This is a genomic window from Allostella sp., assembly GCF_041913585.1.
GTDB lineage: Bacteria > Pseudomonadota > Alphaproteobacteria > ATCC43930 > Allostellaceae > Allostella.
Window position 1 is genome coordinate 1 of record NZ_JAYSFE010000128.1, and the last position, 12,451, is coordinate 12,451.

Sequence of the window (12,451 nt, forward strand, 5' to 3'; positions counted from 1 at the left end):
CTGGCCGCGACCGCCCTCGGCCTGCGGCACGCCTTCGTCAACCAGCCGGTCGAGGTCCGGCGGCTGCGGCCGGAGCTGGCGACGCTGGCCGGGGAGCCCGGGCTACGGCCCGACATCGTCCTGCGCTTCGGCTACGGGCCGACCCTGCCCTTCTCGCCCCGGCGCCCGGTGGCCGCGGTGCTGGGATAGCGCGGCCGGGTAGCCGCTACGTCGCCGGCGAGATCGTCTCCGCCGCGTGCCGGCGGAGGCGCTCGATCGTCACCCGGTTGCGGCCCGCCTCCTTGGCGCGATAGAGGCACTGGTCGGCATGGTCGAAGAGATGCCCTGGATGCATCGCGCCGCGGAACAGCACGACGCCGAACGAGGCGGTGACGACGCCGCCCGGATTGCCGGCATGTTCGATCCCCTGCCGCTCGATGGCCGCCCGCAGCCGCTCGAACAATGCGCCCGCGCCGGCCGCCGTGCGGTGCTTGCCGATGATGACGAACTCTTCGCCGCCGATGCGGAAGAGCTCGTCGTCCTCGCCGGAGAGCAGGCCGGAAAGGACGTCGGCGACGCGGATCAGCACCGCATCTCCCGCGGCGTGGCCATAGCGGTCGTTGTAGCCCTTGAAATTGTCGACATCGATGATGGCGAGGCTCTTGAGCAGGCCGTCGTCGGGCCGCAGCGCGAAGTCGGGGAAGCGCCGGGCATAGGCGCGCCGGTTGGCGACGCCGGTCAAGGGGTCGCGCCGCGCCTGCCAGGCCTCGGTGACGTCGGTGAAGATCCAGATCCGGCCATGATCGCCCTCGGCCTGCAGGAAGGGCACGCTGCGCCGGGAGACGATGCGGCCGTCCTTGAAGGGGACGATATCCTGGGTCCGCTCGTCGGAGCCGTAGAGGCGCTCGACCTCGGCCCGGAACGCCGCCGGGTCCTCGAGCTGCGCCGATGATGACGAACTCTTCGCCGCCGATGCGGAAGAGCTCGTCGTCCTCGCCGGAGAGCAGGCCGGAAAGGACGTCGGCGACGCGGATCAGCACCGCATCTCCCGCGGCGTGGCCATAGCGGTCGTTGTAGCCCTTGAAATTGTCGACATCGATGATGGCGAGGCTCTTGAGCAGGCCGTCGTCGGGCCGCAGCGCGAAGTCGGGGAAGCGCCGGGCATAGGCGCGCCGGTTGGCGACGCCGGTCAAGGGGTCGCGCCGCGCCTGCCAGGCCTCGGTGACGTCGGTGAAGATCCAGATCCGGCCATGATCGCCCTCGGCCTGCAGGAAGGGCACGCTGCGCCGGGAGACGATGCGGCCGTCCTTGAAGGGGACGATATCCTGGGTCCGCTCGTCGGAGCCGTAGAGGCGCTCGACCTCGGCCCGGAACGCCGCCGGGTCCTCGAGCTGCGCCATCGCGTGGCCCAGCATCGCGGCCTCGTCGCCCGACTGCACGAGGTCCGCCGGCAGGTTCCACAGCTGCTCGAAGGCGCGGTTGGCATAGACGACGGACCGCTCCGGCCCGATCAGCAGGACGCCGTCCGGCAAGAGGTCGAGGGTGCGCCGGAAGACGGAGAGGATCTCCTCCGGCGGCGCCGGGGCGGCCGCAGGGTCCGGCGCCACGGCGACCGCGAGTCGGGCACCGGGGAAGCGCCGCAGCAGCAGGCGGAGGAGGCGTTCGAGGTCGAGTTCCGAGGCGTCGTCCGCTGCTGCCGTCTCCCCGGCCCCGTCGGGCCGCCCCCGCGGGCCGAGCAGCGCCAGGATGCGGCGCGCCAGATCCGCGCGGAGACGCGCGAAGGCCGCATCCCCGTCCTCGACGCTGGCCATCTGGTCGGCACCCGGCTCCGGCATCTCGCCCCTTCGTCTCGACGCCGGCAGTTGAATAGGAAGTGGCCGCGGTCCGCAATCCGTGGTCAGCAATCCGGGGGATGGGCCGGCGGGCGCCCGCCTCCCCCGGTCGATCGGGCGAGGCGGGCGCCGAAGCCGCCGCTCCGGCGCCCGCCCGCGACCCTGCCGGCGCTATTTTCCGACGTAGAGCTGGTCGCCGAAGAGGCCGCCGGCGACCGCACCGAAGAGGCGCGCGCCGCCGCGCAGCAGGCCGTAGCCGCCGGCCTCGCCCAGCATCATGCCCTCCCCCGCCATGCCGGCGCCCCCGCCGAAGCCGGCGCCCATGCCGGCACCGGCCATCGCTCCGCTGCTGCCGGTCGCCCAGGCATAGACCGGGATGATGAGGCCGTCGGTGATGACCACTGCCACGACCATGCCGGCCACGGCGCCCGCCGTGATCGCCAGCGCGCGATAGCCGTCGAAGCCCGTCGGGGCCAGCCGGTCCTGTGCCCGGACCTCGGCCGGCGCCGATGCAATCGCCGCACACAGCAGGCCGGCGGCAACAACACTGCGGAATGTCGTCATGCACCCCTCCCTACCGGACCGGTCGCGATTGCCGATCCGGACCGGACGATCGGACCACAAGGGAACCGCGGCAACAACCGGAAATTGCACCACCGCCGGCGCCGGCGCTCGCCAACTCCGCCCGGTTGCTCTACGCAGGTCGGGAGGCAGAACCACCGGCGGACCCGACGATGAAGCCAGATGCCCCCGAAAGCCCAGCCCCCTCCGACGCCGCGGCCCGGCGGGCCGCCCGACCGGTCGTCTGCTACCCAGTCGACACCCTTCCGCGGCCGGACGTCGCCGCCCTCCGCGCCGCGCGCACGGGCTGGAGCGCAGTCGGCTCGATCCTCGTACCGCCGCGCGAGGCCCGCTGCTTCGAGGTGCCGGCCGGGCACTTCTTCCGCATCGTCTGCGTCGATGGCCCCCAGGTCGGCGACCTCAACCTGTGGAACGCGAACGACCTCGGCGAGCGCTTCTTCTCGGGCAAGACGCGCGCCCTGCACGGGACCCACCTCTCGACCGGCGACCGGCTATGGTCCTCCCTGCCCCACCTGCGGCCGATGGCGACCATCACCGAGGACACGCTCGACTGGTACGGCTTCGACGAATGGGGCGGGTCCGTCCACGACGTCATCGGCACCCGCTGCGACCCCTACACGCACCGCCTCCTGGCCGGCGGCGACTACCATCACTGCTGCCACTCGAACCTGGCGCGCGCGCTGGGCGGTCACACGCACCGTCCGCCGGCGGCGGCGGAAGCCGATGTCCACGACGTGCTCAACGTCTTCATGTGCACCGGATTCCTGCGCGACACCGGCCAGTACTTCATGAAGGCGAGCCCGGTCCGGCCGGGGGACTTCCTCGAGTTCTTCGCCGAGATCGACCTGCTGGGCGCGCTCTCCGCCTGCCCCGGCGGCGACTGCGCGAGCGAGCATTCGAGCGACGCGGCGCGCTGCCACCCGCTGTTGGTCGAGATCTTCCGCCCGCCGGCGCTACCCTGCGGCTGGGCCTCGCCGCCGCGGAACGGCTATCCGCGGACGCACGGGCTCTAGCGCGAGCGCGCCGCGACGAAGGCTTCGATCTCCTCGTAGAGCGGCATCGCCTCGCGGTCGATCGCCGTCCGCTCGGCCTCGTCCAGCTGGTCGGAGCGGTCGACACCGTCCTGGTTGATGCCGTACTGCGCGACCGCGAAGGACGAGTTCGGACGCAACTCGCGGCCGAGAAAGGTCGGCCGGAGCAGAGTCGGCAGGAACTCCACGCCGAGGAACGTCGCGACCCGCCGCATCGTCGCCTCGGTCTCGGTGACCAGCCGCTCGTAGGTCGCAAGCAGGACGCGATCGGGATTGTGCCGGGCGAGTGCGAGCGAGCATTCCGCAGACTGGCGCCAGATCCCGACCGACCGGTCGAGGTCGCCGTGCAGGAAGCGGTCGTGGGTCCGGCAGGAGACGCGCCAGGACCGCGGGTCCCGGACCAGGGTGATGATGCGGCCGTCGGGATAGTCGCGCCCGAGCCGCCCGACGCTGCTGGCGACCGTGATGGTGAAGGGCGTGAAGCCCGTGAGCCAGCGCTCGCGCCCGCTTGCGTGCCAGTCTCGCCAGGCGCCGAAGAAGGACCGGAAATAGGCGTCGAGGATGGCCCGCTGGCTGGGCCTTCCGAGCGCCGACGCCTCGGCCAGGAAGAGCTCGCGCATGCGCCCGAGGTCGATGTCGAACCGCCGGCGGTCGGTCACCGCATGGACATTGTGGCCCGCCTTGGCGAAGCCGTGCTGCACGTAGCGCTCCAGCTTGCGCTCGAAGAGCCGCTCGAACCAGGTCTCGGGCGATGCCGCGAGATCGAGGTCGGGCCACAGCCACTTGTCGGGGTGGCCGATATGGATCTCGAACGGATGGGCGTAGAGCTCCGGGTGATCGTCGAAGAGCTGAGCCATCAGGCTGCCGCCGGATCGGTGCGCCTGCGAAACCAGGACGAGGGGCGGAAAACTCATCCCGGACCGCCCGTCCGACTGTAGGCGCGGGTGGCCCTGCGACCAGCGAACATGAACCTCGGAACCCTTCGAACCGTTGCAGCCGCGGATATCTAGCCGCGGCCCGGGCCGCTTGTCGACGGGCCGGCCGCGGGCGACGATGGACAGCGCTGCCGGTTCCGTCGAGCATGGCCGGATTCCCGCCCCTCCTTCGCGCGATTCCCGAGACCGCCGCCGATGACCCTACTTCCCAACGGGCAGCCGCTCGTCGACCGCATCCCGGCCGACGCCTCCCTCGTCGTCCATGCCGGGTCCGGGACGGAGCTCGAGGCGGCGTTCGCGCGCATCAATCCCGACGTGGTGTGGCTGCCCTGGAACGCGAGCGGGTCGCTGCGGCCGGGTTGCGCCGGGGCGGTCGTGATCGAGGGCGACCTGCCCGACGACACTGCGGTGGCGCCGGTGATCGAGCGGGCGATGGAACTGCTGGCCGACGGCGGCATGCTCATCATCGACCTCGCCTCGCCCGACTTCCACGAACTCGTCGCCGCCCGGGCGGCCGGCCGCCCGATTCCCCCCGGCAGCCATCGCCCGGAGACGGTGATCGAGATCGCGCGGCGCGGCGGCGGCACCCTCGCCGCCCTCTCGGTCCTGGAGGCGGACGAGGACGGGGCCCGGCAGTTCGCCGAGCGCCACCCCGACGCCGTGGCCGGGCTGGGTCTGCGGCCGGACATGCAGGCGCCACGCCTGGCGACGCGCCGTTTCCTCGTCGAGATCGTGCGCGGCGCCCTGCCGGAGCCGATCTACGTCTTCGCCCGGATGCGCGACGCCTCGGTCGGCGCCAACGGCGCCATGGCGGAGGTGCGGGTGTCGCGGCCGCTGCGCTTCCTCTCCGGCATTCCCAACGTGCGCCTGTGGCTCGACCACGATCCGACGCCGCTCCGGGTACCGACCCGGCCGCGCGGCATCTTCGTCTACCAGCGCCCGATCCTCCGCCGCCCGGCAGCGATCGACCTGCTGCGGGAGCTGTTCCGGCGCCAGTACGTCGTCGTCATGGAGTTCGACGACCATCCCAGCTACTGGCCGGAGATCGCCCGGCACGACTATCTCACCTTCGCGGGCGCGCACGCGGTGCAGACCTCGACCGAGCCGCTGGCCCAGGCGCTCCGCCCGCACAATCCCTATGTCGGCGTCTTCCGCAACGACGTCGCGGAGCTGCCGCCGCCGCGCCCGCCGCGCCCGGAACCGGACGCCGCCCGCCCGCTGCGCATCTTCTACGGCTCGCTCAACCGCGCCGATTCCATGCGGCCGCTGACGGACGCCATCAACCGCCTGATCCGCGAGAGCCGGGTCCCGATCCACGTCTCCGTCATCACCGACGAGCGCTTCCATGCACAACTCCGCACCACGCGCAAGGACTTCCACCCGATGGTGAGCCACGCGCGCCACCGCGAGATGGTGGCCGAGGCGGACATCGTGCTGCTGCCGCTGGCCGACACCGAGTTCAACCGCTGCAAGTCCGACCTCAGCTTCGTCGAGGCCGCCGCCCGTGGCGCCGTCGTCCTGGCGAGCCCGGTCGTCTACGGGCCGACGGTGATGGACGGGGTGACGGGGATGCTGTTCACCACCCCGGAGGAGTTCGCGGCCAAGCTGACCCTGCTGGTCGAGGACGGCCCTTTCCGGCAGCGCATCGCCACCAACGCCTACCGCTACGTGCGCAGCCAGCGGATGCAGAAGGACGGGTTCCGGCTGCGCTGGCTCTGGTACCAGTCGCTCCTCGATCGCAAGGAGGAACTGGATCGAGCCGTGCGCGAGCGGGTGCCCGAACTCCGCGACGTCTGAGGCACCGCGACATCTGGGCGCCCCCGCACGCGCCGCGCTTGGCTTGGCCGGGGACCATCCGTCAAGATGCCGGCCGAGCCCTCCCCCGGCAGAACACGAGGAACGGATGCAGGACCAGTACCACCGGCCCAACCGGGATTCGGCCGTCGAGACGGCGCGAGCCGATCTCGCGGCCGCCTTTCGCTGGGCGGCGCGCCTCGACCTGCACGAGGGGGTCTGCAACCATTTCAGCCTGCTGGTGCCGGGCCGTACCGACCGCTTCCTCATCAACCCGCACGGCCGCCACTTCGCCGAGATGCGGGCGAGCGACCTGCTCATGGTCGATGCCGACGGCCGGCTCGTCGAGGGCGACGCGCCGCCGGAGCCGACCGCCTTCTTCATCCACTGGCGCATCCATCGCGCCCACCCGAACGCCGGCTGCGTCCTGCACACGCACATGCCGCACGCCACCGCGCTCACGATGCTGGAAGGCGGACGGCTGGAGATGGCGCACCAGACGGCGCTCATGTTCCATGACCGCATCGCCTACGACGACGACTACCAGGGCCTGGCCCTCGACGAGGGCGAGGGCGACCGGCTCGCCCGGGTGCTGGGCGACAAGCCCGTCGCCTTCCTCGCCAACCACGGCGTCGTCGTCACGGCTGCCACGGTGGCGGAGGCGTTCGATGCGCTCTACTACCTGGAGCGCGCCTGTCGCCAGCAACTCCTCGCCATGGCGACCGGGCGCCCGCTCCGGATCATCCCGCCCGAGGTCTGTCTGAGGACCGCCCGGCAGATCGACGGCGAGCGCGGCAACGCCTTCGGCCATTTCGCCGCACTGCGCCGCATCCTCGACCGCGAGGAACCCGACTATCGGGACTGAACCGTCCAGCCAGCCAATCCGGGAGCCGCCCTTGTCCGCCGATCTCTGCTTCCTGTCCGCGACCGACCTGCTCGCCGCCTACCGCGCCCGGACCCTGTCGCCGGTCGAGGTCACCCGCGCCGTCCTGGCGCAGATCGAGCGGCTCGACCCGGCGATCAACGGCTTCTGCGGCGTCTGGGCCGACGAGGCGCTCGACCAGGCCCGCGCCTCCGAGGCGCGCTGGGCGAAGGGGGCGCCCGAGGGCCGGCTCGACGGCGTGCCGGTCTCCCTCAAGGATCTCATGCTGGTCAGGGGCAAGCCGACGGGCCGTGGTTCGCGGACCTCGGACCCGGCCGAGCGCGCCGCCGACGACGCGCCGGCGATCGCCCGGCTGAGGGCTGCGAACGCGATCTTCCTCGGCCGCACCACGACGCCCGAGTTCGGCTGGAAGGGCTGCGGCGACAGCCCGCTCACCGGCATCACCCGCAACCCCTGGAACCTCGAGCGCAATCCCGGTGGCAGCAGTTCCGGCGCGGCGACGGCGGTCGCGACCGGCATGGGCTGCCTCGCGCTGGGGAGCGACGGCGGCGGATCGATCCGCATGCCCGCCGGCTTCTGCGGCATCTACGGGCTGAAGGCGAACTACGGCCGCGTGCCGGCCTATCCGGCGAGCGCCTACGGCACGCTGTCCCATGTCGGCCCGATGACCCGGACCGTCGACGACGCCGCCCTGATGCTGGCGGTGATGGCCGGGCCGGACAGCCGCGACTGGCAGTCCCTGCCGGCGCCGGCGGACGATTTCACCGCGACCGCCGGCGGCGTCGCCGGCTGGCGCATCGCCTTCAGCCCCGATCTCGGCTACGCCAAGGTCGACCCGGAAATCGCCGCCCTGGTACGGGCTGCCGCCCGTCGCTTCGAAGCCATGGGCGCGATCGTCGAGGAGGTCTCCCCCGGCTTCGCCGACCCCAAGGAGATGTTCCGCATCCACTGGTATGCCGGCGCCGCCAACCTGATGCGCAGCTTCGCGCCGGCGAAGCAGGCGGTCATGGACCCCGGTCTGCGCCAGATCGCCGAGGAGGGCGCACGCTACACGCTCATGGACTACATGAAGGCCATGGGCGAGCGCGAGGCGCTGGGCCAGCACATGAAGCGCTTCCACGAAACCTACCGTCTGCTGCTGACCCCGACCCTGCCGCTGGTCGCGTTCGAGGCCGGCGAGGAATTCCCCGTCGGCTCGGGCATGACCCGCTGGTTCGACTGGACCCCCTTCTCCTTCCCCTTCAACCTGACCCGCCAGCCGGCCGCGACCATCCCCTGCGGGCTGACCTCGGCGGGGCTGCCGGCCGGGCTACAGATCGTCGGCCAGCTCTACGACGAAGCCTCGGTTCTGCGGGCGAGCCGCGCCTTCGAGGAGGGAAGCCCCTTCGTGGCGCCGCCGCTGGCGCGCGACTGACGCCATGACCGCCCGCCCGTCACCGGCCGCGATCCGCCTCGTGCTCGCGATCGGCGACGGCGCGCCGCCGACGCTGGCCGGCATCTGCCGGCTGGTCGCGGAGGCGGGCCTGACCGGCGGCGAATGGCGCGGCTACCGCCGAACCTGCACCGTTTGGGACGATTCCGACGGCACCCTGGCCGCGGCGGGCATCGACCTGACCATGGGCCCGAACGGCCGTGCGGGGCCGGTCTGCCGACTGACCGTCGCCGACGGCCCGGTCCGCGCGGCCTCGCATGCCGTGCCGGCCCCGGGTGCCGTGCCGCCGCTGGCAGCGCTCGCCGCCGTCTCGCGCCGGAGGTTGCCGGATGCCGTCGCCGCCTTCGGCCGCCGGGTCACGACCGGGCGGACGGCGGCGCTCGCCGACGACGCCGGCCGCCTTGCCGTCGAACTGGTGGCGCAGCACGACCGGGACGGCGAGCGCCGCCGCCGCCGGCTCGTCCTCGAGGCGCCCGCCGGCGCCATCGCGGCGCTGCAGGCCCTGGTCGATCGGCTGCCGCTGCGACCGACGGCCGACGACCTGGCCCGGACCGATATCGGGACGGTCCGTATCGCCGTCACCGGCATCACCGCCGGGACGACCGCGGGCGACGCCTTCCTCGCCACCGGGCGTGCCGCGCTGCGCCAGGCCCTGGGCAACCTCGACCGGATCGCGGCCTCGCCGGATCCGGCACCGGAGGCGATCCACCAGTTCCGCGTCGCCGTCCGCCGGCTGCGCGCCGCGCTCGGCCTCTTCCGGGACTGTCTCGACGAGGACGCCCGCCACGCCCTGGCCGCATCCCTGCGCGAGGTCGCCCGGCTGTTCGCCGAGGCGCGCGACCTCGACGTCTTCGCGACCGAGACCCTGGCCCCGCTCGCCGCCGCGGTCGGCGAGGGCGCCGACCTCTCACCCGCGAGCGCCGCCGTGGCGGCGGCCCGGACTGCGGCCCGGGGAGAGATCGCCCGCGCCGTCTGGTCGCCGCTCCTCGCCCGCACCCTCCTCGACCTGGTGCGGTGGTTCGAGGCGGACGAGGCACCGCTCGCGGGCGAAGCCGGGCGGTCGGTCATGCGGCACGCCCGCCGGGCGCTGCGCCGGCGCCGGCGGCGCCTCGTCGCCCACCACACGGCCGGACCGGCGAGCGTCGAGGAATGGCACGCGCTTCGCATCGAGGCGAAGAAGCTGCGCTACGCCACCGACGCGTTCGCCGCACTCTACCCTCCGGAGGCGACCAGGCCCTTCGTGCGGGCATTGCAGGAGGTCCAGGATTGTCTCGGCCGATACAACGACGCGGCGGTCGCCGACACGCTGGCCGGCCGGCTCCGCCTCGACGCGCCGGCGACCGCGGCGATCGCCGGCTGGACGGCACGGGAGCGTGTTGCCCAGGGCGAGCGGTTCGCTCGGGCATGGCGGCGCCTGCGCCGGCGGCGGAAGTTCTGGTAGCCGACCCGGCGCTGCCGCATTCTTGGGCAGCGGGGTTGACCGCGGTACCGGTTTCCAGGAACATCCTGGTGCCCTGATGAACCGGCCTTCATTTCTCGCAGGGATGCCGATCCGACATGAGTGAGCTGCGCCAGTCCGTCGTCGTCGATCGCATGATCAAGCGCTACGGGCCCGTGGCCGCGGTGGACGACGTGACGCTGCAGATCGAGCGCGGCGAGTTCGTGACTCTGCTCGGGCCCTCGGGCTCGGGCAAGACGACGATCCTGATGGCGATCGCCGGCTTCGTGCAGCCGACCTCGGGCGAGATCCTGCTCGACGGCCGGGCCATCACCCGCCTGCCGCCGGAGCGCCGCAACTTCGGCATGGTGTTCCAGGGCTACGCGCTCTTCCCGCACATGACGGTGTTCGAGAACGTGGCCTTCGCGCTGCGGGCGCGGGGGGTGGCCGGCGCCGAGGTGAAGCGAAAGGTCGGCGAGGCCCTCGACCTGGTGCAGCTCGGCCCCTATGCCGGGCGCCTGCCGCGGCAGCTGTCGGGCGGGCAGCAGCAACGCGTGGCACTGGCGCGCGCGCTCGTCTTCACGCCCCACCTGCTGCTGCTCGACGAACCGCTGAGCGCCCTCGACAAGAAGCTCCGCGCCGACCTCCAGCTCGAGCTGAAGGCGCTGCACCAGCGCGTCGGCCTCACCTTCCTCTACGTCACCCACGACCAGGACGAGGCGCTGTCGATGTCGGACCGCGTGGCGATCCTGCGCGAGGGCAGGCTCGTGCAGTTCGGGCGGCCGCACGATCTCTACGAGCGGCCGGCGACGCGGTTCGTCGCCGACTTCCTCGGCAAGTCGAACTTCATCGCCGGACAAGCGGTCGGCAGCGAGGACGGGATGCTGGGCTATGCCGCAGGCGGCCTGCGGATGCGCCAGGCGCTCGTCGGCCCGGCGCCGGCGCCGGGGGCGCCGATCCTGATCGCGCTGCGGCCCGAAAAGATCGCGGTCGTCGCCGATGCCGTGCCGGACACGGCCAACTCGGTCACCGGCCGGATCGCCCAGTGGAGCTATTCCGGGACCCATTTCCAGCTCCTCGTCGACACCGACACGGTCGGGCGGATGACGGCGACGGTCCCGGCCTGGCGCTGCCGGATCGCGCCGGCGGCCGGGCAGATGGTGCATCTCGGCTGGGATCCCGACGCGTCGGTGATCGTGCGCGACGATGCGGGCGGCGCCCCGAACTAGATCGAAGCAGACGGACAGGGAGCAGAACGATGCGCGAAGAACAGACCTTTGCCGAGGACTGCGCGGAGATCCTGCGCGACGAGCTGGTGGCCGGACGGATCGACCGCCGGACCTTCATGAAGGGGCTGGCCGCCCTCGGCCTCGTGCCGGCCGCCCTCGGCGGCAGCGGCGCCCTGGCACGGGCGGCGATGGCCCAGACCGCCAAGCCCAAGGAGGTGGTGCTCGCCAATTTCGGCGGCGACGCCGTGCCCGCCTTCACCGACGCCTTCGCCAAGCCGTTCGAGGCCAAGGAGGGGGTCAAGCTGGTGATCGACGGCAGCGGCCCGACCACCGGCAAGATCAAGGCGATGGTCGACGCCAAGAAGGTGATCTGGGACATCATCGATTCCGGCACCGGCCAGGCCCACCAGCTGGGCGAGGCCGGCTACCTCGAGCCGATCGACTACACGATCGTCGACAAGACCAAGCTCGACCCCGAGTTCGCCTACAAGTGGGGCGTCATCAACTACTACTTCTCGACGGTGCTGGCCTGGGATTCGACCAAGGTCCAGGGCACGCCGACCTGGGCCGATTTCTTCGACACCAAGAAGATCCCGGGCAAGCGCATGCTGCGCCGCACCGGCCTCGCCATGCTGGAGCCGGCGCTGCTCGCCGACGGCGTGCCTGCCGACAAGCTCTACCCGATCGACCAGAAGCGGGCGCTCGCCAAGATCGCCGCGATCAAGGCGGATTCGCTCTACTGGAACTCGGGCGCCGAGAGCCAGCAGCTCATGCGCACCGGCGAGTGCGTCATGGGCATCCTGTGGCACACCCGCGCCAACATCCTGGAGCGCGACACCGGCGGCCGGGTGAAGTGGACCTTCGCCCAGGGCATCGTCCAGCCCGGCATCTGGATCGTGCCGAAGAACCCGCCGGCCGGCGCGAAATGGGCGCACCAGGCGATCCGGGCGATGCAGGAGCCGCAGGGCCAGGTGCTGCTGCTGGAGCGCATGGGCAACGGCCCGGCCAACCCGGCCGCCAGCGCGCTGGTCAAGCCCGAGTTCCAGAAGGCCAACCCCTCCTCGCCGGAGAATCTCGCCAAGCAGGTCAAGTTCGGCGGCGAGTGGTGGATGCAGAACCAGGAGCAGCTCACCCAGGCGTTCCTGGACATGATCTCGTCCTGACGTGACCGCTGCCGCGACCGCCGGCGCCCCATCGGGGCGCCGGTTCTTCCTCGTCGACGAACGGACGGCCTACTGGCTGATGGTGGCGCCGGCCGCCCTGCTGATGGCCGCCTTCTATTTCTATCCGCTGGTCCAGGTGCTGTGGATCAGCGT

At 72.1% G+C, this 12,451-nt stretch carries 10 protein-coding genes and 2 pseudogenes; 8 read left to right on the forward strand and 4 right to left on the reverse strand.

The features are described 5' to 3' along the window. Positions 1 to 189: pseudogene (locus ACE3Q3_RS19550) on the forward strand (Tat pathway signal protein); the annotation flags it as partial. A gap of 16 nt (positions 190 to 205) precedes the next feature. Here the strand turns inward: ACE3Q3_RS19550 and ACE3Q3_RS19555 are convergent. The 3 genes and pseudogenes from ACE3Q3_RS19555 to ACE3Q3_RS19565 form a co-directional block, all read right to left on the reverse strand. Then, positions 206 to 808 carry a GGDEF domain-containing protein gene (locus ACE3Q3_RS19555; RefSeq protein WP_374448920.1) on the reverse strand — a complete coding sequence of 201 codons (603 nt, stop codon included), beginning with the start codon at positions 806 to 808 and terminating at the stop codon, positions 206 to 208. A 130-nt stretch (positions 809 to 938) separates the two neighbouring features. Continuing rightward, positions 939 to 1,814 (reverse strand): annotated as a pseudogene (locus tag ACE3Q3_RS19560) (diguanylate cyclase); the annotation flags it as partial. A 168-nt stretch (positions 1,815 to 1,982) separates the two neighbouring features. Continuing rightward, positions 1,983 to 2,375, reverse strand: coding sequence for a hypothetical protein (locus ACE3Q3_RS19565; protein ID WP_374448921.1), 393 nt, complete (start codon positions 2,373 to 2,375; stop codon positions 1,983 to 1,985). 170 nt (positions 2,376 to 2,545) lie between these two features. Here ACE3Q3_RS19565 and ACE3Q3_RS19570 point away from each other — a divergent pair, with 170 nt between their 5' ends. Then, positions 2,546 to 3,406, forward strand: a complete 861-nt coding sequence (locus tag ACE3Q3_RS19570; RefSeq protein WP_374448922.1) for an urea carboxylase-associated family protein — start codon at positions 2,546 to 2,548, stop codon at positions 3,404 to 3,406. Here ACE3Q3_RS19570 and ACE3Q3_RS19575 read toward each other — a convergent pair. Next, positions 3,403 to 4,338, reverse strand: coding sequence for a sulfotransferase (locus tag ACE3Q3_RS19575; protein ID WP_374448923.1), 936 nt, complete (start codon positions 4,336 to 4,338; stop codon positions 3,403 to 3,405). The genes ACE3Q3_RS19570 and ACE3Q3_RS19575 overlap by 4 nt on opposite strands. Before the next feature lie 216 nt (positions 4,339 to 4,554). Between ACE3Q3_RS19575 and ACE3Q3_RS19580 the strand changes: the two genes are divergently transcribed. From ACE3Q3_RS19580 to ACE3Q3_RS19605, 6 genes are all read left to right on the forward strand, one after another. After that, positions 4,555 to 6,156, forward strand: a complete 1,602-nt coding sequence (locus ACE3Q3_RS19580; RefSeq protein WP_374448924.1) for a hypothetical protein — start codon at positions 4,555 to 4,557, stop codon at positions 6,154 to 6,156. Positions 6,157 to 6,262: 106 nt separating this feature from the next. Beyond that, on the forward strand, positions 6,263 to 7,018 hold the full coding sequence (locus ACE3Q3_RS19585) for an aldolase (RefSeq protein WP_374448925.1): 756 nt from the start codon (positions 6,263 to 6,265) through the stop codon (positions 7,016 to 7,018). Between the two features lie 31 nt (positions 7,019 to 7,049). Further along, positions 7,050 to 8,450 (forward strand): amidase, encoded by a 1,401-nt coding sequence (locus ACE3Q3_RS19590; protein WP_374448926.1) that lies wholly within the window; start codon positions 7,050 to 7,052, stop codon positions 8,448 to 8,450. A gap of 4 nt (positions 8,451 to 8,454) precedes the next feature. Continuing rightward, entirely contained in the window at positions 8,455 to 9,909 is a 1,455-nt protein-coding gene (locus tag ACE3Q3_RS19595) for a CHAD domain-containing protein (protein ID WP_374448927.1), read from the forward strand. A 116-nt stretch (positions 9,910 to 10,025) separates the two neighbouring features. Beyond that, complete coding sequence (locus tag ACE3Q3_RS19600; protein WP_374448928.1) at positions 10,026 to 11,135, forward strand: ABC transporter ATP-binding protein; 1,110 nt, start codon at positions 10,026 to 10,028, stop codon at positions 11,133 to 11,135. A 29-nt stretch (positions 11,136 to 11,164) separates the two neighbouring features. Continuing rightward, entirely contained in the window at positions 11,165 to 12,298 is a 1,134-nt protein-coding gene (locus tag ACE3Q3_RS19605; RefSeq protein WP_374448929.1) for an extracellular solute-binding protein, read from the forward strand. Positions 12,299 to 12,451: the final 153 nt, after the last annotated feature.